The 21,085-nt window shown below is 64.8% G+C and carries 15 protein-coding genes and 1 pseudogene; 6 read left to right on the top strand and 10 right to left on the bottom strand.

Annotation, left to right across the window (positions count from 1 at the left end; genetic code table 11):
- Nucleotides 1-13: 13 nt before the first annotated feature.
- Nucleotides 14-913: a ChaN family lipoprotein gene (locus JKV55_RS09425; protein WP_202084575.1), complete on the bottom strand. Its 900-nt coding sequence runs from the start codon at nt 911-913 to the stop codon at nt 14-16.
- 86 nt (nt 914-999) lie between these two features.
- Here JKV55_RS09425 and JKV55_RS09420 point away from each other — a divergent pair, with 86 nt between their 5' ends.
- Complete coding sequence (locus JKV55_RS09420) at nt 1,000-2,145, top strand: 3-phenylpropionate MFS transporter (RefSeq protein ID WP_202084573.1); 1,146 nt, start codon at nt 1,000-1,002, stop codon at nt 2,143-2,145.
- Nucleotides 2,142-5,603 carry a hybrid sensor histidine kinase/response regulator gene (locus tag JKV55_RS09415; protein WP_202084601.1) on the top strand — a complete coding sequence of 1,154 codons (3,462 nt, stop codon included), beginning with the start codon at nt 2,142-2,144 and terminating at the stop codon, nt 5,601-5,603. The genes JKV55_RS09420 and JKV55_RS09415 overlap by 4 nt, the downstream gene beginning before the upstream one ends.
- 44 nt (nt 5,604-5,647) lie before the next feature.
- Here JKV55_RS09415 and JKV55_RS09410 read toward each other — a convergent pair whose 3' ends face one another.
- On the bottom strand, nt 5,648-6,286 hold the full coding sequence (locus JKV55_RS09410) for a response regulator transcription factor (RefSeq protein ID WP_202084565.1): 639 nt from the start codon (nt 6,284-6,286) through the stop codon (nt 5,648-5,650).
- Between the two features lie 358 nt (nt 6,287-6,644).
- Here JKV55_RS09410 and JKV55_RS09405 point away from each other — a divergent pair, with 358 nt between their 5' ends.
- The gene (locus JKV55_RS09405) at nt 6,645-7,388 is read left to right on the top strand and encodes a DUF3108 domain-containing protein (RefSeq protein WP_202084563.1); all 744 of its coding nucleotides are present in this window, start codon (nt 6,645-6,647) and stop codon (nt 7,386-7,388) included.
- Here the strand turns inward: JKV55_RS09405 and JKV55_RS09400 are convergent.
- The gene (locus JKV55_RS09400; RefSeq protein WP_202084561.1) at nt 7,367-8,902 is read right to left on the bottom strand and encodes a GGDEF domain-containing protein; all 1,536 of its coding nucleotides are present in this window, start codon (nt 8,900-8,902) and stop codon (nt 7,367-7,369) included. The genes JKV55_RS09405 and JKV55_RS09400 overlap by 22 nt on opposite strands.
- Nucleotides 8,903-9,113: 211 nt before the next feature.
- On the opposite strand from JKV55_RS09400, the gene JKV55_RS09395 reads away from it, so the two are divergent.
- Nucleotides 9,114-9,563, top strand: a complete 450-nt coding sequence (locus JKV55_RS09395; RefSeq protein WP_202084552.1) for an RrF2 family transcriptional regulator — start codon at nt 9,114-9,116, stop codon at nt 9,561-9,563.
- Here JKV55_RS09395 and JKV55_RS09390 read toward each other — a convergent pair.
- From JKV55_RS09390 to JKV55_RS09370, 5 genes are all read right to left on the bottom strand, one after another.
- A complete protein-coding gene (locus JKV55_RS09390; protein ID WP_202084550.1) occupies nt 9,539-10,864 on the bottom strand; it encodes a sigma-54-dependent transcriptional regulator in 1,326 nt (441 codons plus the stop codon). The two genes, JKV55_RS09395 and JKV55_RS09390, sit on opposite strands and share 25 nt — an antisense overlap.
- Nucleotides 10,845-12,476: a sensor histidine kinase gene (locus JKV55_RS09385; RefSeq protein WP_369409633.1), complete on the bottom strand. Its 1,632-nt coding sequence runs from the start codon at nt 12,474-12,476 to the stop codon at nt 10,845-10,847. The genes JKV55_RS09390 and JKV55_RS09385 overlap by 20 nt, the downstream gene beginning before the upstream one ends.
- 134 nt (nt 12,477-12,610) lie before the next feature.
- Nucleotides 12,611-12,985, bottom strand: a complete 375-nt coding sequence (locus JKV55_RS09380; protein WP_202084548.1) for a DUF1850 domain-containing protein — start codon at nt 12,983-12,985, stop codon at nt 12,611-12,613.
- Nucleotides 12,985-14,997: a TRAP transporter permease gene (locus tag JKV55_RS09375; protein WP_202084547.1), complete on the bottom strand. Its 2,013-nt coding sequence runs from the start codon at nt 14,995-14,997 to the stop codon at nt 12,985-12,987. The genes JKV55_RS09380 and JKV55_RS09375 overlap by 1 nt, the downstream gene beginning before the upstream one ends.
- Nucleotides 14,998-15,131: 134 nt before the next feature.
- Nucleotides 15,132-16,079 (bottom strand): TAXI family TRAP transporter solute-binding subunit, encoded by a 948-nt coding sequence (locus tag JKV55_RS09370; protein WP_202084545.1) that lies wholly within the window; start codon nt 16,077-16,079, stop codon nt 15,132-15,134.
- A 276-nt stretch (nt 16,080-16,355) separates the two neighbouring features.
- On the opposite strand from JKV55_RS09370, the gene JKV55_RS09365 reads away from it, so the two are divergent.
- Together JKV55_RS09365 and JKV55_RS09360 are read left to right on the top strand one after the other, a co-directional pair.
- On the top strand, nt 16,356-16,982 hold the full coding sequence (locus JKV55_RS09365) for an energy-coupling factor ABC transporter permease (RefSeq protein ID WP_202084543.1): 627 nt from the start codon (nt 16,356-16,358) through the stop codon (nt 16,980-16,982).
- 68 nt (nt 16,983-17,050) lie between these two features.
- A complete protein-coding gene (locus JKV55_RS09360) occupies nt 17,051-17,779 on the top strand; it encodes a DsbA family protein (protein WP_202084542.1) in 729 nt (242 codons plus the stop codon).
- Nucleotides 17,780-18,056: 277 nt separating this feature from the next.
- Here the strand turns inward: JKV55_RS09360 and ycaO are convergent, their stop codons facing one another.
- A complete protein-coding gene (ycaO, locus tag JKV55_RS09355) occupies nt 18,057-19,814 on the bottom strand; it encodes a 30S ribosomal protein S12 methylthiotransferase accessory factor YcaO (protein WP_202084540.1) in 1,758 nt (585 codons plus the stop codon).
- 493 nt (nt 19,815-20,307) lie between these two features.
- A pseudogene (locus JKV55_RS20285) lies at nt 20,308-20,655 on the bottom strand (methyl-accepting chemotaxis protein); the annotation flags it as partial.
- Nucleotides 20,656-21,085 lie beyond the last annotated feature (430 nt).

The raw sequence follows: 21,085 nt of genomic DNA, 5'->3' as shown, positions 1-21,085 counted from the left end.
TGACGCGACCGGCTCAGCATTCAGGCTCGCCGGCCGCGAGAGCGGGCGCCGGTTCGCCCGTCGGCCTGGCCGCAGGGGGCTCGGCCACCCTCAGCCGCCACAGGGGCGGCGCCGGTTCGGCTTCGCCGGGGGTGACCGGGTACAGCAGTGCCAGCCGCAGCCGTGGCGCCCGTTGTTGCAGCCGCTGGGCGGTGCCCAGGCCGTCACCGATATGGAAACGTCCCACGGTCAGCATCACCCGGTAACCGGGATGGGCCTGCAGGTAGTGGGCGATGCTTTCGGCCATGGTGTCGTCCCAGCTGGTCTGGGCGGCGAACTGGAACTCGGTGGGCGGCTGGCCATGGTGGCGGGAAGCCATGAAGCGGGCCTTGTAGCCATCGTCGGTCAGGGTCAGTCGCTCGGCCACCCAGGCCCGGTGGCTGGCGGGCAGGCGGTCCAGGTAGCCCGGTCCTTCCCGGCCGATACAGCGCACTATGTGGCGGGGGGCGTTGGCGGCCAGCACATCGATGCCGGCATGGCGGGCCAGTTCGACCAGCGGCCGGTAGTCACTGCGGTAGCCGGGCCAGGCCCTGGCCTGTTCGATAAAGGCGTCCTCGCCCAGCTTTCCCTCCAGGTAGGCGTCGAGCACCGGTTGGCGATCCCGGCTGAACTGTTCCATGGCCAGGGCCAGGGGCCGGGGTTGGGCCAGCAGCCGGGCCAGCAGATCGGCCTGAAAGCGATGGATACCCTGGTGGCCGTGCAGCTCGCCCACCATGATCACATCCGCCGAGGCCAGTTGCTTCGCCGCCTGGCTCAGGTTCAGCGGCGCTCCCGCGGGGTCGTGCAACTGATAGTCGAACGGGGTCGCCGGTGGGCTGGCTTCGGCCTGGCAACCGCCGAGCAACAGCAGGGTCAACAGCATAAGTACACGCATGGAGCCACCTTTGGCGCAATGGATAACAGCAATTCAGCCGTAAAGTTATTATCATAGGCCGCATCTCTCTATTATCAGTACCGGACATGTCGCCTGCTCTCTGGCTTTCGTTGTTTTTCGCCATTTATTATTTCGGCTATGGCATCTTTCTGCCCTTCTGGGCGTTATGGCTCAGCCATGTGGGGGCCGATGCCGGCTTTATCGGCCTGTTGCTGGGACTGGGCATGGCGGCGCGTTGCGCCGGCAACCTGGCGGTGATGAGCCGGGTGCGGGCGGCGGCCCACCTGCTGCCGGCGACGCGCTGGCTGTGCCTGGCGAGCCTGGTTGCCTTCGCCGGCTTTTACGGCTGGCATTCCAGTGCGGCCCTGCTGGCCTTGATGCTGCTGGTGAATCTGATCTATCCGGCACTGATGCCGGTATCCGAAGCCATCGCCAGCCGCCTCATCGTGCAGGTACACCTGGATTACGGCAAGACACGGCTGTGGGGATCAGCGGCCTTTATCGCCGCCAATCTGGTGGTCGGCAGCCTGAGTGGCAGCCTGGGCCCCCAGTGGGTGCTGCATACCATGGTGCTGTCGCTGGGGCTGATGCTGGCCATCAGTGTGCTGCCGATGAATCCGGAGCCAGCCGATACCCACCGGGGGCGTCGGGGGGACAGCATCCGGCAGGTATGGGGCCGGCCGGGCATGATGCGCTTCCTGCTGGTCACCGCCCTGCTGCAGGGCAGTCATGCCTTCTACTACGGCTTCAGTGCCCTCTACTGGCAGCAGCAGGGATACAGCACCGCGGTGATCGGCTATCTGTGGGGGCTGGGGGTGCTGGCTGAAATCCTGGTGTTCGCCATGAACAAGCGCTGGTTCGAACGCCTGAGTGCCCGCCACCTGCTGCTGGCCGGGGCCGCCTGCGCCCTGCTGCGCTGGGCCTTGCTGGGCGCCACCACCGAACTGGGCGGGTTGGTCGTTGCCCAGTTGCTGCATGGGGGCAGCTTCTGCCTGAGCCACCTGGGGGCCATCCGTTATATCAGCCGGGATCTGGACGGCCCGGCGGTGATCGGCGCCCAGGCCCTGTATGCGGCCATTCCCATGGGGCTGGCGGTGGCGCTGCTGCTGGTGCTGTCCGGCCAGCTCTATCCGCTGCTCGGTGGCCAGACTTTCTGGCTGATGGGCGCGGCGGTGCTGCCGGTGGCCTGGCTGTTGCGCCGACCCCTGACCACCCGACTCCAGGAGGCCTGATGCAGGGCTGGACCGTCATCAATATCGCCCTGGCCTACCTGGCCCTGCTGTTCCTCTGCGCCTGGCTGGGCGACAAGGTGCGCCTGGGGGCCCGGGCCCGCCGCCTGCGGCCGCTTCTGTACAGCCTGTCGCTGGCGGTGTACTGCACCTCCTGGAGCTTCTTCGGCACCGTGGGCCAGGCCAGCACCGATCCCTGGTCCTACTTCCCCATCTACCTGGGCCCCATACTGGTGTTCACCCTGGCCGGGCCCTTTATCGCCCGGCTGATCGAGGTGGCCAAACGCGAGCACATCACCTCCATCGCCGACTTTATCGCCGCCCGTTACGGCAAATCCCAGCGGCTGGCGGTCTATGTCACCCTGATCGCCATCGTCGGGGTGCTGCCCTATATCGCCCTCCAGCTCAAGGCCATCGTCATGGGGCTCAACCTGGTGGCGCCGGACGTGGTGGGCGGGGACGGCCGGGACGCCGGCGAAGTGGCCTTTATGGTGGCGCTGCTGTTCACCGTTTTCATCCTGCTGTTCGGCACCCGCCATATCGACGCCACCGAGCACCAGCGCGGGGTCATCGTCGCCATCGCCCTGGAGTCGGTGGTCAAGCTGGTGGCCTTTATCGTGGTGGGGGGCTTCGCGCTCTGGCTGATCCTGGCCTTCCCCAACCAGCAGCGCACCATGATCACCGAGGACTTTATCGGCGGCCTGACCGAGGTGGGCGGGGGTAACCTGCTCGACATGGGGGTCTATACCCTGCTGTCCATGAGCGCCATCATCTGCCTGCCGCGCCAGTTCCACGTGACCGTGGTGGAGCACCATGACCCGGCGGACCTGCGCTGGGCCCAGCGCATCTTTCCCCTCTACCTCCTGCTGTTCGGGTTCTTCGTGCTGCCCCTGGCCCTGGCCGGCCAGCAGTGGCTGTCGGCGGACACCGCGCCGGACACCTATGTGATCAGCCTGCCCCTGGCGCTGGACTATCCGGGCCTGGCGGTGCTGGCCTTTATCGGCGGCGCGTCCGCCGCCACCGGCATGATGATCATCTCCACCATCGCCCTGGCGATCATGGTGAGCAACGATCTGGTGCTGCCGATGATACTGCGCCGGCGCCAGCTGCAGGGGGCCGGGTTCGAGGATTTCGCCCAGCTGCTGCTCAACGTGCGCCGCACCGCCATCATCGTCATCATGGTCACCGCCTGGCTGGTGTTCCTCTGGCTGGGGGAGATCCACAGCCTGTCGCGCATCGGCTACCTCAGCTTCGCCGCCATCGCCCAGTTCGCCCCGGCCCTGGTGCTGGGGCTGCTGTGGCGCGGCGGCAACAGACGCGGCGCCTACTGGGGCCTGAGCCTGGGCATGCTGATGTGGCTGCTCAACCTGATGGCGGAAACCGGGCTCTTCGCCGGCGATGCGGACACCAACGTGCTGCTGTGGCTGCTGACGCCGCCGGCCTGGGGCGCGGTGGGCGAGATGAGCCCCGCCACCTGGGGCATACTGCTCAGCCTGCTGTTCAACCTGGCGGGCTACCTGCTGGGTTCCTGGCTGTCGGTGCCCCCGGTGAGCGAACGTTTCCAGGCGGCGGCCTTCGTCGGCCGCCAGCACAAGGACGACGGCGATGTGTACCGGGCCAAGGTGACGGTGCGGGATCTGGAGCAGCTGGCGTCCCGCTTCGTGGGGGAAGCCCGGGTCAAACGGGCCTTCGCCCGCTACGCCGGCGAGCAGGGCACCCTGGACGGCAGCATGCAGGCCCCCGCCAGCCTGATCCGCCACACCGAGCGGGTGCTGGCCGGGGTGTTCGGGGCCTCTTCCGCACGGCTGGTGCTGTCGTCGGCGCTGCAGGGACGCTCCATGGAGCTGGAGGAACTGGCCGCCATCGTGGACGAGGCCGGGGACGTATTCCGCTTCAACCGGGGGTTGCTGCAGGGGGCCATCGAGCATATCGGCCAGGGCATTTCGGTGGTTGATAAAGAGCTGAAGCTGGTGGCTTGGAACCGCCGTTATATCGAGCTGTTCAAGTATCCGCCGGGGTTGATCCGGGTGGGGCGGCCGATCGCCGACATCATCCGCTACAACGCCGAAAAAGGCCTGTGCGGCCCCGGCGAGGTGGACGCCCAGGTCGCCCGGCGGGTCGCTCATATGAGTGCCGGCACCGCCCATATCTCGGCGCGCACCCGCCCCGACGGCCGGGTCATCGAGATGCAGGGCAATCCCATGCCCGGCGGCGGCTTCGTGATGACCTTCAACGACATCACCACCTTCCGCCAGGCGGAGCAGGTGCTGAAAGAGGCCAATGTGGTGCTGGAGGCCCGGGTGGCCGAGCGCACCCGGGAGCTGTCGGCGGTGAACCAGCAGTTGCTGGCCGCCACCCGCCAGGCAGAGCGGGCCAATGCCTCCAAGGGCCGTTTCCTGGCGGCGGTGAGCCACGATCTGATGCAGCCGCTCAACGCCGCCAAGCTGTTCACCTCCTCCTGGCTGGAAACCTCGGGGGACGAGGAAAGCCGCCGGCTGGCCGGTCATATCGACCGCTCCCTCGGGGCCGCCGAAGAACTGATCGGCGACCTGCTGGACATGTCCCGCCTGGAGTCGGGCAAACTCACCGCCCGGCCCAGGGACTTTGCCCTGAAGACGCTGTTCGATACCCTCAAGGTCGAGTTCGGGGCGCTGGCCGAGCAGGACGGCGGCCGTTTCGACCTGGTCTCCAGCCGGCTCGGGGTACACAGCGATCCCCGGTTGTTGCGCCGCATACTGCAGAATTTCCTCACCAATGCCCTGCGCTACAACCCGGGCGGGCGCATCCTGCTCGGTATTCGCCACTGCGGTGACAGCCTGCGCATCGAGGTATGGGATAACGGCCCCGGCATTCCGGCCGACAAGCTGGAGGTGATCTTCGACGAGTTTCTGCGTCTGGAGCACGGCCAGCGCCACCACCAGCAGGGGTTGGGGCTGGGCCTGGCCATCGCCCAGGGGCTGGCCGGCATCCTGGAACACCGGTTGGCGGTACGCTCGCAAGAGGGCAAGGGCTCGGTATTCAGCGTGACGGTGCCGCGGGCCGAGCCTGGCGTCGAGCCGGTCGAACCGGTGGTGCGGGCACCGGCCAGCGGCCAGTTGGCGGGCCTCAAGGTGCTGTGCATCGACAACGAGGCGGATATCCTCACCGCCATGGCCAGCCTGCTGGCGCGCTGGGGCTGCGAGGTGCGGCTGGCCGCCGACGGGCGGGCGGCGCGCGCCCATTGCCGGGAGGGTTTCAGGCCCCAGGTGATACTGTCGGATTATCATCTGGATGAAGGTGAAACCGGGGTGGCGGTGATCCATATGCTGCGGCTGGAGTTCGGGCGGATACCGGCGGTGGTGATCAGCGCCGACCGGCAGCCGGAGCTGCAGGCCCAGCTGCACAGCTTGCAGCTGAGCTACCTGAGCAAGCCGGTCAAGCCGCTCAAGCTGAGGGCGCTGTTGCAGCACCTGGTGGCTTGAGCCAAGGGCTGGGGATGAGGGAGGTTATCGTCCCCAGCCCCGGCTCAGCGCTCCCCGCCATCCAGCTGGGACAGGGCAATCACCGCCTGGGTACGGTTTTTCACCCCCAGCTTGCGGAAGATGGCGGTGACATGGGCCTTGATGGTCGCTTCGGACACCTCCAGCTCGTAGGCGATCTGCTTGTTGAGCTTGCCCTCCGACAGCATGGTCAGCACCTTGTATTGCTGGGGGGTGAGGCTGGCCAGGCGTTCGGCCAGGTGGTCTGCCGGCGCGTCTTCCAGGCTGATGCCTTCGGGAAACCAGGTGTCGCCTTCGAGTATGCTATTGAGGGCGCTCACCAGGGTGCGCATGGGGGCCGACTTGGGGATAAAACCCAGGGCGCCGAAGCGCATCGCCTGCTGTACCACGGCGGGCTCTTCGCTGGCGGACACCACCACCACCGGCAGATCCGGATACTGGTTGCGCAACTGGGCCAGGCCGGAAAAACCGCTGGCGCCGGGCATTTTCAGGTCCAGCAGCAGCAGGTCGACGTCCTCGACTTCGGTCAGCAGCTGCATCAGGTTATCGATACTGTCGACTTCCTGCAGCTGGGCACCTTCTACGGCCAGTTGTACCGCCTGGTGCAGGGCATTGCGAAACAAGGGGTGGTCATCGGCAATGATAATGCTGTAGCCCGTTTCCATGGTGTAGTCTGAATCCTTGTATCCGTGAGTGGTGAATGGAAACTTATCCCATCGCTTTTTCCCCTGTTATGATAGGGCTTTAGTCCCGGCCTGAGAACCGATCGTGGCGATTTTCGTGATCCGCCAAGGGCGGCATGATGGCGAGGCCGCCACCGGCAAGCCATGACGCACTGCTCCGCCCTTGGCCGACAGGCGGCGGACCCGGTCCGCCGCCGGCCGGCGCCAGGATGTGGTGCCGACGGGCACTATTATCCGTCCCCGGGGTCATACGGGTGTTTTCGCCCTGGTGGCCTGTTGGTGTATGGTGGAAACAGCGAGTGCCGGATTTCCGGGCAGAGAGCTAAATGAGGAAACCTGAATGATTCGAAAATGCATGCTGGCGCTGTGTGGGCTGATGGCGGCGACTACCGCCTCGGCCCGGGATATAGAGCAATTGCGGGCCGAGTTTTCCGTCCTGCTCAACGGCGATCAGACCCGGGGTGTCAATACCCTGACCATAGATCGCAACAAGGAACGCTACCATGTGCACTTCGCCCTGAAGCACTGGCTGCTGGACGTAGAGCAGAAAGCCAGCTTCAACTGGGCGGACTGTACGGCCCATCCCGATACCTTCAACTATAAGGCCAGGGCCATGGGAGTACGACGGGAAGAGCGGCTGGTGTTCGATCAGCAGACCGATATGGTGCTCTATCAGGATCGCAGTGGTGACCAGCTGCTTTCCGCCGAGGGCGGCGCCTTCGATCCGGTCAGCTTTTTCTTCGAGGCCCGGTGCGACCTGATGGCCGGCAAGACGGAGATGACCTACCCCGTGGTGCGGGACGGCGAGATCAAGTCCACCACCTTCAAGGTGGTGGGAGAGGAAGCGATCCGGACCGGCGTCGGCACCCTGGATACCCTGATCGTCGAGCGTGACCGGGGCGACAGCAAGCGCAAGACCCGCTTCTGGGTGGCGCCGGAGCTGGATTACCTGCTGGTGCAGATAAGCCACGAGGAAAACCGCCAGCTGGCGGTGACCGTGACCCTGGACAAGCTGGGTTATTCTCTGGTGGATGGGCAGGAGCAACTGACGGCCCGGGAGCCTCAGCCGACCGCCGCCGATTGATCCTGGAGCGGATGTTCACTGCAGATCCGGCAGCGGCCCTTTTCCTTGGCCTGGTACAGGGCCCGATCGGCCCTGACCAGCAGGTCGTTGGTGCCGTCGGTCTTGCGGGCTTCGGTCAGGCCGCCGCTGAAGCTGATACTGATGGTCCTGTCGGCCAGATAGAGCGGGGTGGCGGAGATGGTATCGAGCAACCGCCGTGCCAGCTGAAGGCCCTGCTGGTGTTCGGTCTCCGGCAATATCAGTAAAAACTCCTCGCCCCCGATGCGCGCCAGCACATCGGTCTCCCGTATCGCCTGCCTGCCGGTGTGGGCGAAGTGGCGCAATACCTTGTCCCCGATGTCATGGCCATGCTGGTCGTTGATATGCTTGAAGTGATCGATATCCACCATCACGATGCAGAAGGGGTGGTGGTAGCGCTGCAGGTTGGCCAGTTCATATTGCAGCCGGGCCTCGGCGGCGCGACGGTTGGGGCACAGGGTGAGGGCATCGGTGGTGGCCAGCTGTTTGAGTTGCTGGTTCAGGCGCACCAGCTCATTGTTGGCCCTGCTGAATGCCAGGCGGTGGCGCCGGTTGCGTTTCAGGGTCAGCAGGGTCAGCAAGCCCCCCCACAGGGAACCTGTAGTGGCGAGGCTGATAATGGTGGCCCACCGATCCTGCTCCTGGGCCAGATGATAAATATGCTGGGCGTCGGCCAGGGCATGTACCTGATAACCGCTTTCATCCATCCCGTGGCTGGCCAGGACGATGGGACTTTGCTGGGGACCCAGCAGCAGTACCTCCGGCAACAATGGACTCCTGCTGATGGGAAATAGCGGCGGACCTGGTTCGGCGGAGGGCCTGGGCCGGTAAGACAGATGAGCTTCGTTCAGCGAGTGCAGCAGCCAGGTGGGATTGTCGGCCATCGAAATGATGCCTTCGTGGTCGGTGACCAGCAGCTCGGTCCGAAATCCTGGCCGGCTGAAGCCATTCACCGAAGCGCTGAGCAGCAGTGAGGCCACTGTGGTTCCCTCGATCTCGATGGGCGCCGCATAGTAATAGGTGGCTTGTTTCAGTTCCGGGTCGAGCACGAGGCGACGAAAGCGTTGCGGTATAGGGATGGCCTGCAGAAAGGAGGGCAGCGGCTGCAGGGCGGGGCTCCGCAGCAGCACCTCGCCCTGCGGGCCGGCAAGCCAGATCCCGTTGAGTTCGAACGCTGCGCCGAATTTATCCAAATCCGCCTGTAATGCACCGCGATTGCCGTTATTTTTCAGAAAGTGCCGGGTTGTTGACAGGGTCGTCAGGGCCTGGGCCATGTGCTGGATTTGCCTTGTGTCCCGTTGCAGGTCCTGGCTCGCGGTCGTGGCCGCCAGGGTGCTCTGTTGGTGTAGTTCATCCAGTTGGGCCAGGATGCGCTGGTGGATCCAGTGGCGGCTCATAAACCAGCAGGCCAGGGCGACCAGCAGCAGCAGCAACAGGATAGCGCCAAACAAGTAGTAGTCTTGCGGCAGCAAACGGGAATTCTTTGACGGCATCATCCTTGCACCTGTCAGCCTGGGGGCTCCTTGTTGTCCCGGTGTTTATATTCTAGTCGAGGGGGGATATCAGGAGCGGCTTTCGGGGGGAGTATCAAAACTATAAACAGTAAGTAATATGCAACTTTACCTGATCCAGATCAACGGGGTATCGGGGCCGATGCCACAGTATGGGGCCAGCAGAGGGGATGAATGCCTGACCCCGGGAGTGATTATGCGCCTGACCCATTACACCGATTATGCCCTCAGGGTATTGATATACCTGAACCTGCACCGCGCGCGCCGCTGTACCGCACCGGAGATCGCCGCCCATTTCAAGGTATCCCATCACCATCTGCGCAAGGTGATCCAGGATCTGCACCAGCGGGGCTATGTCACCACCATCAGGGGCAAGGGGGGAGGCTTGCACCTGTTGCGGGCCCCGGAGCAGATAGTGATAGGCACCCTGGTGCGGGAGCTGGAGCCGGACATGAAGCTGACCGACTGTTTCGAATCACGCCATCATTGTGTGATAGCACCGGCCTGCCGGGGCCGGCAGATGTTCAGCCTGGCGCTGAAGCAGTTTCTGATGGTGCTGGACCAGCATACCCTGGCGGATCTGATGCCGGTCAGGGTGCGGGAGCAATGTATCGAGCTGCTCTACCAGGATTCGCCGGCGGCGTGATGTCGGTACTTGGCCAACTTGTCGTACAGGGTCTTGCGCGGGATGCCGAGCCGCTCCGCGGCCAGGGCCACATTGCCGTCGGCCCGCGCCATGGCGGCCTGGATCAACTGCTGCTCCAGTTCCGCCAGCTGTTGCGGCAGGCTCAGGCGCACCTCGTTTTCCTGTGACGGCAGCACGCCCAGCACATATTGCTCCGCGTGGTGGCGCAATTCCCGCACGTTGCCCGGCCAGTTCCGCTTCAGCAATTGCTGGAGCAGATGGTCGGATGGCGCCGGCACCTCCCGGTTGTACTGGGCCTTGGCCTGCTCGACGAAGTGCAGGAACAGCAGCGGGATGTCGGCCCGCCGTTCGCGCAGGGGCGGCAGGTACAGGGTCACCACGTTGAGCCGGAAGTAGAGATCGGCCCGGAACAGGCCCGCCTCGCTGGCGGTGAGCAAATCCAGCTTGGTGGCGGCCACCACCCTGGCATCCACCTCGATCAGCTTGTTGCCGCCGAGGCGTTCCAGTACCGACTCCTGCAATACCCGCAGCATCTTGGCCTGCAGCGCCAGCGGCATGCCCTCGATTTCGTCGAGGAAGAGGGTACCGCCGTTGGCATGCTCTATCTTGCCGATGCGGCGCTTGGTGACCCCGGTGAAGGCTCCGGGCTCGGCGCCGAACATTTCGCTCTCGAAAATCGACTCGGGCAGGGCGGTGCAGTTCAGGGCCACGAAGTGCCCCTTGCGGCCGCTGCCCTGGTGCAGGCTGCGGGCCACCATTTCCTTGCCGGTGCCGGTTTCCCCCAGGATCAGCACGCTGGCATTGGTATCGGCGATATTGTCTATTTGCCGGCGCAACTGCTCGATTTGCGGGGTATGGCCCAGCAGCAGGGGCTGGCCCTGGTTGGCGGCCAGCTGCTGGCGGAGGCGGCGGTTTTCCAGTACCAGGGCGCGTTTGTCCATGGCCCGGCGCAGGCTGTGCAGCAGTTGTTCCGGTTCATAGGGTTTCTCGAAGAAGTCCTGGGCGCCCAGGCGCATGGCGGCCACCGCCATGGGAATGTCGCCATGGCCGGTGAGCAGCAGGACCGGGAGCTCGGCATCCCGCTGTTGCAGCTGTTGCAGCAGGGCCAGGCCGTCCATGCCCGGCATGCGCACATCGGACAGCACCACCACCGGCGCCTCCGGCATCAGTGCCTGCAGCGCCTGTTCGGCCCGGGCAAAGCCGCGCGCCTTGATATCGGACAGCAGCAGGGTCTGCAGCAGGGTCTGGCGCACGTCGTCGTCGTCTTCGACCAGCCAGACTTCAATGGGGGGGAGCTTCATCATCTCTCCAGCTAATGGTAAATCGGGCGCCGCCCCGGGGGGGCGAGTCTATCTCCAGGCGGCCGCCACTGGCTTCCACCAGATCCCGCACTATCGCCAGCCCCAGGCCCAGCCCCTGTCCCGCCTGCTTGGTGGAAAAGAAGGGTTCGGTGACCTTGTCGAGCAGCTCGGGGGCGATGCCGGGGCCATTGTCGCACAGGCACAGGCGATGGGGGGCGGCGGCGAGGGTGATGCAGGCCGCGGGCTGCCCGGCCAGGGCGTCGATACTGTTGCCGAGCAGGTTGGCCAGCACCTGCTCCAGGGCATGCAATTCCATGGGCAGCTGCAGCCCCGCCGCGGCGGGACGCTGCAGCCGGATCCCTTGCTCTTCCAGCCGCGGCGCCAGCCAGCTCAGCACATTGTCCAGGGCCTCATCGAAGCGGGCGAGGCCGCGGGTCTTGCGGCGGGTGGCGGCGAACAGCTTGAGCTGGGAGCTGAGGCGGGCAATCCTGTCCACCAGCCGGCCCATGGTCTGCAGGCTTTGTTCGAGCTCGGTAGTATGGCCGCGGCGGGCCAGCAGCAGGGTATTGACCGACTGGTTCTTGAGCGCGGTCAGTGGCTGGTTGACCTCGTGGGCGACGCTGGCCGCCATCTGGCCCAGGGCCGCCAGCCGGTTGATGTGGATCAGCTCGTGCTGCATGGATCTGAGCCGGGCCTCGGCCTGGATCCGTTCCTGTACCTGCCGCTCCAACTGATGATTGGAAGCGGCCAGGGCCGCGGTTCGGGCCATCACCTTGCGCTCCAGTTCGCCCTTGGCCTTGAGCTGGGCCTGTATGTAGCGCCGGCGCTGGCGCCAGTACAGCAGCAGCAGGACGACCGCGATCAGGCTGACCCCGGCGACGGCGGTGATCAGGTTGGCACCGGTGTAGAGCGGCCGGCTCGGCCACCACAGCTGCAGCCGCCATTGCAACCGGGGCAGGGGCACTTCGCTGACCATGTACTGCTGCCCTTGCCAGGACCACTGGCCGCCTTTGCGGCCCAGCGCCAGGGGCTCGAGCGGCATGGGGGTGTACTGCCGGGTGCGTTCCAATCGCTCCCGGGCCGGTGGGCTCAGGGCCGCCAGGGTCTGGAACTTGAGTTCGGCGCGGGAGGCCAGGGCGATCACCTGATCCGCGTCCACCACCATCACCAGATCCCGGGCCGGCTGCCAGCCCAGCTCCAGCTCGAGCAGGGTGATCTTGGCGGCCAGCACTCCCTCTGCTCCGGTCTCCCGGCCCAGGTGCAGGCCGAAGAAATAGCCGGGGATGCCGGTGGTGGCACCGACGCCGTAAAACTCGCCGACGCTGCCCTGCAGGGCATCGGTGAAATAGGGACGGAAGCGGTAGTTCTGGCCGATAAAGGAGTGGGGCTGGTGCCAGTTGCTGGCGGCCAGGGTGGCGCCTCCGGCATCCATCATGTAGAGCGCCTCCACCCCGGTTTCTTCCGCCAGCTGTTGCAAGAGCAGATTGGCCTGGTGCACGGCGTCGGCGTCGCGGGGCGAGGCCAGGGCGCGGGTCAGCACCGGATGGGAGCGCAGGGCGCGGGGGATGTTTTCGAAGCGGGCGATCTCCGATTCGAGCGCGGCCCGGTACACCAGCAGTTGCTGCTGGGCCCTGAGCTCTTGCTCGACGGCCTGGCGTTGCCAGCTGCCGTGCCAGATCCAGGCCAGCAGCAGGGCAAAAAGGATGATGCCGAGCGACCACAGCAGCCGCTTCTTGAGTGGGGTGTTCAGTCGACCTCCGCAACCTCACAGGCGGTGAGGGTAACGCCGTGCCCGGCCGGCAGCCAGTGACCCAGGGGCCGGCACGGGCCCGAGTCCGGGCACAGGGTATAATCCCCGGTAAATTCCGAGCTGGCAAGGGTTAGCCGCGCCAGCCGCAGGTCCGGCTGCCAGCGCCAGCTGCCCTGCACCAGCCGCGCCCCCGGGGGCGCTTCCATGCCGGCGCCCGCGCCCTGCACCCTGGCCTCCACCAAGTGCAGCAGGCCGGCCTCTGCCCGGTAATACTCGGTCCAGCGGGTCTTTTCCACCGAATGGTCCCAGCTCAGGCTGATGCCGCCGGTCAGCAGCATCAGGGTGGCGGTGGCCGTGGCCAGGCAGATCATCAGGCCACCGCCAGCGCCCGCTGGCGACGGTATTGCCAGCAGTGGCGGCCCAGCAGCAGGGCGGCCAGGCCCAGGCCGAGTTCGTCGGTGAGCGGCAACGAGAACACCAGCAGGGCGGCGGCGGCCACGGCGGCCAGCCGCTCCCACCAGGCGAAGGGACGCAGCCAGTAACCGATGGCGCCCATGCCCCACAGCGACACCGCCAGCAGCGCCTTGAACACCACGAAGACGGTGGCCAGTAAGCCTGCGTCCCCCTGCAGCATCAGTTCGGGGGCGTACACCGCCATATAGGGCACCACGAAGCCGGCGATGGCGATTTGCAGCGAGCGGATGCCGATCTTCAGCCCCGAGGCCTTGGCGATGGGCGAAGCGGCGAAGGCGGCCAGGGCCACCGGCGGGGTCAGATCCGCCATGATGCCGAAGTAGAACACGAACATGTGCGACACGATCAGCGGCACCCCCAGCTCCAGCAGGGCCGGGGCGGCGATGGAGCTGGTGATGATGTAGTTGGGGATGGTGGGAATGCCCATACCCAGCACCAGGCAGGTGAGCATGGTCAGCGCCAGGGACAGCAGCAGGCTGTGCTCGCCCAGCTGGATGATGTAGCCGGCGACGATGGTGGCGGCGCCGGTGAGCGAGATGACGCCGATGATGACGCCCACCAGGGCACAGGCCACGCCCACCGGCAGCGCATGCAGGGCGCCCTGGTAGAGGGCGTTGACCACGGTAGACAAGATGCCCTGCTCGCGCTTGGCCAGCAACAGCACGGTGAGCACCGCCACGATCACGAAGATGGCGGTGATGCCGAACTGGTTGAAGGTGGCGCAGGCCAGGCCCAGCCCTATCCAGAAGGCGTAGCGCAGCCCCTTGGGGCCCAGGTGCTTGGCGATGCCGTTACCCATGATCAGCACCACGGTGAGCGCCAGGCCCATCATGCCGGCGAACAGGGGGGTGAAACCGGAGAACAGCATCACCACCAGCGCCACCAGCGGCAGCAGCAGGTACCAGCGGCTCTTGAGCGCGGCCAGGGGGCTCGGGCATTCTTCCTTGGGCAGGCCGTGCAGGCCGGCGCGGCCCGCTTCCAGGTGTACCATCAGGAAGACGGTAAAGAAATAGAGCACGGCGGGGATCAGCGCGGCCTTGGTGATTTCCACATAGGGCACATTGATGGTTTCGGCCATGATAAAGGCGACGGCGCCCATCACCGGCGGCATGATCTGGCCGCCCATGGAGCTGGTGGCTTCCACCGCGCCGGCGAACTCGGCCCGGTAGCCGAACTTCTTCATCAGCGGAATGGTGAACTGGCCAGTGCTGACCACGTTGGCCACGCCGGAGCCGTTGATGGTGCCCATCATGCCGGAGGACAGCACCGACACCTTGGCCGGGCCGCCACGGGTATGGCCGACCGAGCCGATGGCCACGTCGTTGAACAGCTTGAGCATGCCCGCCTGCTCGAGGAAGGCGCCGAACAGGATAAACAGGAAGATGTAGCTGGAGGACACATAGGTGGGGGTACCGTAGATGCCTTCGGTGCTGAAGGCCAGCTGCGACACCACCTGATCCAGGCCGTAGCCCCGGTGCATCAGCGCGTCGGGCAGGTACTGGCCGAACAGGGCATAGCCCACGAACGCCAGGCAGATCAGCGGCAGGGCCCAGCCCATCAGCCGGCGGGCGGCGTCGAACACCATCACCAGGGTGACGCTGCCGATGACCCAGTCGGCCTGGTTCATGTCGCCGGCGCGATAGATGAGGTCCGCCTCGAACCACCAGTGGTAGAAGGCGAACAGCAGGGCGAGGGCGCCCAGCAGCATGCCCCACACCGACGGCCGGGACAGGGACTGGCCGCGCACGCCGTAAAGCTGGTACACCAGAAACAGCAGAAAGCCGACGTGGATGGCCCGCACTACCGTGGTGGACAGGGGGCTGAAGGCGGCGGTCACTATCTGGAAGATCGAAAAGGCCAGGGCGCCGTAGAAAATCAGCGCATGGGGCCGGGTATTGGCACTGTTCATCATCACTCCTCAGCCGGTACCGTCATTCGGCGGCCTGGCTGCTGGTTGTTCGGTGGCCGACTGCGGCCCTGTCTTGTTGTTGGTCTCGGTGATTCGTTGGTGGGCCACGGACGGTACGCCCGTGGCCCTGGTCCTCAGTTCAGCAGGCCCTTTTCCTTGAAGTAGCGCTCGGCACCCGGATGCAGCGGCAGCGGCAGGCCGTCCACCGCCAGTGCGGGATCGATGCCGTGGGCGGCGCTGTGGGCGTTGCCCAGGGCGGGCAGGTTTTCATAGACCTGCTTGGCCATCTGGTAGGCGGTGTCGTCCGAGACTTTTTCATGGGTTACCAGCAGGTTGCTGATGCTGACGGTGGGCACGTCCGCGTCCTGGCCGGTGTAGGTGCCGGCGGGGATCACCCCGGTGCGGTAGGCGTCGTTGCCGATGCGGGCGACCACCTCCTCGGGGATGGCGATAAACACCACGGGGGCGTGGGAGGCCAGATCCCGGAAGGCGGCCATGCCGAGGCCGGCGGACTGCAGGGTGGCGTCCAGCTGGCGGTTCTTCATCAGCTCCACCGACTCGCCGAAGGGCAGGTATTCGGTGCGGGAGAAATCCTCGTAGCCGAGGCCGGCGGCCTTGAAGATGGCGCGGGCGTTGAGCTCGGTGCCGGAGCGGGGCGCGCCGACCGAGATGCGCTTGCCTTTCAGATCTTCCAGGCTGCTGATGCCGCTGTCGGCCCGTGCCACTATCTGGATATAGTTGGAATAGGTGGAGCCCACGGCGCGCAGCTTCTTCAGCGGTGCCTGAAAGCCGGCTTCCTCCACCCCGTTCCAGGCATCGCCCACGCTGTCGGCCAGGGCGAAACCGATTTCGCCCCGGCCCCGCTCCAGCAGGGTCAGGTTTTCTACCGAGGCGCGGGTGGCCTGCACCTGCACCCGGGCGTTGGGGATGTGCTCGCCATAAAGCTGGGACATGGCCACCCCGAGCGGGTAGTAGACGCCGCTGGTGCCGCCGGTGAGCACGTTGATGAACTCGTTGGCCTGGGTGGCGGTGGCGGAGAGGGCCAGGGTGGCGCCGAGCAGACAGTGTTTGATGACCTTCATTGGTTAGCTTCCTTGGTTATGAGTGTGCAGCAATAAGGTTGCACTTTTGGTGCCAAGGGTTAATGGCATGTTTCATTCTGTAACCTGTTGATTTTCCATGGGGGCCGGTAATGGGTATTCTGGTTTTTCAGAATTTTCCGGTGTGGTGCTTCCGGTTTTCCGGAATTTGTCGTTCTGGATGCGGTTACCCTGATCAGGGGTCCCGGGGGCCTGAGACATGCTAGTATGCTGAGCGGAATATCAGTGAACCGGAAGCGCACCAAGGAGCCGATGCCGATGTCGATATTGCTGAGTATGGTGGTGTTGCTGGTGGCAGCCCGGGGGCTGGACTGGCACGCATGGCTGGCGGATAAAACCCGGCAGCACCTGTGTTTCGGGGCGGCCATCGCCCTGGTGCCCCTGTGGATGTTGCAGGCCGGCGTCAAGGAGGGGCTGGAGATCCACTTTCTCGGCCTGACCACCCTGGCGCTGATGCTGGGCTGGCGCCTGAGCCAGCTGACGGCGCTGCTCAGCCTGCTGCTGGTGACCCTGTTCGGCGTCGAGTCCTGGAGCGACTTCGGCATTAACCTGTTGCTGGGGGTGATACTGCCGCTTGCGGTCAGCTATTTCGTGTTCCTGCTGAGCTACAGTTACCTGTACCGGCACCTGTTCGTGTATATCTTTGTGGCCGGCTTTTTCAATGGGGCCCTGGCCATCGCCGCCAAGACCCTGGCCTTCGCCGGCTACCTGACCTGGTCGGGTCAATATGCCTGGCCGACGGTGCTGGACAACTATGTCAGCATACTGCCGCTGCTGCTGTTCCCGGAAGCGCTGCTCAACGGCATGGCCATTACCCTGCTGGTGGTATTCCGGCCCCAGTGGGTCCGTACCTTTTATGACCGGGACTACCTGAACAACAAGTAGTCTTGAACACTTCTGGCGGCCGAGCCTGTCTGTTAGGCTGCCCTGAAATAACCTGAAGCGAGAATCCGATGAAGCATAGAGTACTGAAAACCTTGATGCCGGTACTGGCCCTGGGCCTGTTGCCCGCCGCTCAGGCCGAGATGAGCCGGGAAGAATTCCAGCAACTGGTGCGCGAAACCCTGCTCGAGCAGCCGGAGATACTGCGCGAGGCCATTATCAAGCTGGAAGAGAAGGACCAGCTGGCCCAGCAGCAGCAGTTTGCGCAGCAGTTGAAGGAACAATCGCAACAGCTGTTTGCCAACAAGACCGATGGCATCATGGGGAACAGCAAGGGCAAGATCGAAATGGTGTATTTCACCGACTACAACTGTCCCTATTGCCGCCGGATGAACCAGACCCTGCTGGAAGTGCTGAAAAGCGAGCCCGAACTGAAGGTGATCGTCAAGGACATCGGCATTCTGGGGCCGGATTCGGTGCAGGCCGCCCGGCTGGCGCTGGCCGCCGCCCAGGACGCGCCCCGGCAGTATGAGGAGTTGCACCAGGCACTGATGAACCAGCAGCGGGTGCAGGCGGCGGCCCTGGCCACCATCGCCGGCAAGGCCGGGCTGGATGCCAAGGCCCTGCAGGAAAAGGCCAACAGCAAGGACATCGCCGACAAGCTGACCGAGAACATGGCCCTGTTCCGCGGCCTGGGCCTGAACGGCACCCCGGCGCTGGTGTTCCCCGATGGTACCCTGATCCCCGGCGCCATCGATGCCGCCGGGCTGAAGGACGTGCTCAAGGACAAGCAGTCCTGAGTTTGCCCCGACCTTGGCGATGATATAAAACAAAACCCCGGTGAATGCCGGGGTTTTGGTTGTTGACAACGTCGCCTGTGTTATCGGTATGAGTCGGCCAACGGGCCAACTCCGCCGACACGCCGCAAGTACGTCCATGTAGGCTCGCACATGCCATCCATGGCATGTGACGGTCGGCGGAGCCGTTCCCTTTGTCCGCCTGTTTGGGCAAGGGTGTTGCCTGTCTTATCGGTATGAGTTGGCCAACGGGCCGACCGTGCCGATCATCTACAGGTTCTTATCCCCACTGGGCGGCGCGTTTGGCCTTCTGCAGCTTTTCGTAGGTGGCCAGCAGGGCCTGGTGGGCGGCGAAGTCCTGCAGGCTTTCGTCGGCGGCGGTGAGGCCGTGGAAACGGGCCTCGCCGGCGATCTGCTGCCAGGCCTGGGCTACGGTGTCGGCGCCGAACATGCTGTCGAAGGCGGCTCTGTATTGCACCGGTTCGCGGTTGTCATCCAGATGCAGCTCCAGCGACGCCTTGAGGCAACGGTAGTAGCGGTGGCGCTCTTCGGTGAAGACGGAAGCATTGAAGCTCAGGGTCCAGTCGGCGTAGTCCAGGGCGGTTTCCAGCTCGCCGGCGGCCAGGGCCAGCATGCACTTCAATTCGCCCACCCGCAGGGTGTGCCAGGCGGTGCCCTTGTTGGGGGCGATGCCGAGCAGCTCCCGCACCCGGGTAAAGTCGTCCAGCCCTTCTTCTTCCAACTGCTCGTACAGGCCCATCAGCTGGTCGCCGTCCGCATCGCTGGTGGGCAGGCTCAGCAGTGTCGCCCTGAGTCCCGCGCCCATATTGTTGTTGGCCAGCAGCATGTCTTCCACCGGGTAGATGTCGGACATGCCGGGCACCAGGATACGGCAGGCGTACACGCCCAGGTGCTCGTAGTCGGCGATATAGACCGGTTGCTCCAGCTCGTTGAACACCGCCATCAGGTGGTTGAATTCCTGCTCGGAGCTGCCGCTGAAGTCCCAGTCGGCGAAGTCGTAATCGGCCTGGTCCTTGAACAGATCCCAGCTGATCAGGCCGGAAGAGTCGATAAAGTGGGTTTCCAGGTTGTGGTGATCGGCCACTTCGTCGTCGTCGAAGGAGGGCGGCACGAACACGTCCAGATCCTTCAGGCTGCGGCCCTGCAGCAGCTCGGTGACGGTGCGCTCCAGCGCCACTTCAAAACGTGGATGGGCGCCGAAGGAGGCGAAACAGGTGCTGTTGGCCGGGTTGAACAGCACCACGCAGATCACCGGGTAGCGGCCGCCCAGGGAGGCGTCGAAGGCGTGGATGGGGAAGCCTTCCGCTTCCAGCGCCGCAATGGATTCCTGGATGTGCGGGTAGCGGGCCATCACCTCGGCGGGGATGCCCGGCAGGCTGATGCGCTCGGCTATGATGCGGTTCTTGATATGGCGCTCGAACACTTCCGACAGCCCCTGGGTGCGGGCTTCGGTTTTGGTGTTGCCGGCGCTCATGCCGTTGGAGACATAGAGGTTGCCGACGATGTTCATCGGGATGTAGACGGTCTCATTGTCGCCCTGGCGCTCGAAGGGCAGGGCGCAGATGCCGCGTTCCTCGTTGCCCGATTGCAGATCGATCAGCATGTCCGCGGTCAGTTCATCGTCCGGGTTGTAGAAGCCGCGGGTAAAGTCGTCGAGCAGGCCGGCGGGCAGGCGGTTGTCCGCCGGAACAGGGAACCACTTCTCGTTGGGGTAGTGCACGAACTCGCCTGCGGCGATGTCCCGGCCCAGGTAGAAGTCGGCGAAGAAATAGTTGGTGGCCAGACGCTCGAAGTATTCGCCCAGGGCCGAGGCCAGGGCCGCCTTCCGGCTGGCGCCCTTGCCGTTGGTGAAGCACAGCGGGCAGTCTTTGTCGCGGATATGTACCGACCAGACGTTGGGCACCGGATTCAGCCAGGAGGCCTCTTCAATATTGAAACCCAGGGACTGGAGCTGGCGCTGGAAGTAGCTGATGGAGTCTTCCAGGGCGGCGTCTTTGCTGGGGATAAAGGTTTTCATGGTGTCCTCGGGCGTGATCGGCAAAAAAGGGGGCCGATCCTAACCCGAGGCGATAATTTGAACAAGCGCTGTTTCAGGCCGGCGCCGGCAGACGCCGGTGGGCCAGCTCGGCCAGCCAGGCGGCGGAAAACTGTTCGGCCTGGCCGACCTGATGCAACAGCTGCTGCTCGTCGACATGGCTGCCGTTACTGATGGCGATGGCGGTGGTGAAGGCCAGTTCCAGCTGCCGGTGGTGCTGCTCGAGTCGGGTTGTCTGCGCACCGGCGGGTTGCTCCGCCAACCATTGGCGAAAGCGCCCCTGTTGTTGCAGCTGTGTCAGTCGTGTCCGGGCCTGTTGTTCGTGACGGTCTTCGAGCAGGCGGTAAACGACCTGTTTGATCACCAGGTGCTCTACCTTGAGCAGCGACTGCAGGCTCAGCCAGCGGGCCTGCTCTACCAACTCCCGGGTTTGGCTGGCGGCGCTATTGGTGGTCATGACCACCTCGGCGACATGGCGGATGGCCGCATCGGCCTGCCCGGCCTGCTGCTCGCTCTGCTGTTGGCGCAGGCCAAGCTCCTGCATGCTGACTTCAAAGGCCGCCAGATGCTCGGCAATACCGGCGGCGGTGGCCTGGGTTCGTTGTGACAGGGCCCGGACTTCATTGGCCACCACGCTGAACCCGCGCCCGTGCTCACCGGCCCGCGCCGCCTCTATGCTGGCGTTCAGGGCCAGCAGGTTGGTCTGCTCGGTGATCTCACGGATCATGGCCAGGGCCGCATTGATATGGCCGCGATGTTGCTCCAGGCGCCGGGCGGACAGACTCATTTCCTGCATATGCTGCTGGATCTGCCGGCTGGCGTCGCTGACTTCACGGATCCGGCCCTGGGCGTCTTCGGCACTGGCGGCACTGTGTTCGGCCAGTTTGCTCACTTGTGCCATCAGTTGATCGATATGGCCGAGATCCTGCTCGGTGATATTGAGATCCTGCAGCAGGTGCCGGGAGTTGAGCCGATGCAGGCCGGCGCTCAGCCGGTTTTCACTGGTGAGGGTCTGCACTCGGGACATGACGGCCATGGCGTCGTTGATCTTGCCGAGCGACTGGCGAAAGTCACCGGGCAGGCCGACCGTCATCGCCTGGCGGGAAAAATCTCCTTCGGCGGCATGGGAGAAGCAGGCCGATGCCTCCTTGAAGTAGGTTTCAATCACATCCAGCAGGTCGTTCAGGGCCCAGGCCACCTGGCCGATTTCGCCCTTGTTGCGGGTATCGCCCAGCCGCTGGTAGATGTGGCCG

It is taken from the genome of Zobellella iuensis, assembly GCF_016746085.1.
GTDB classification, from domain to species: Bacteria; Pseudomonadota; Gammaproteobacteria; order Enterobacterales; family Aeromonadaceae; genus Oceanimonas; species Oceanimonas iuensis.
Note: the sequence above shows the minus strand (reverse complement) of the source record. Positions and strands in the feature narration are given on the sequence as shown.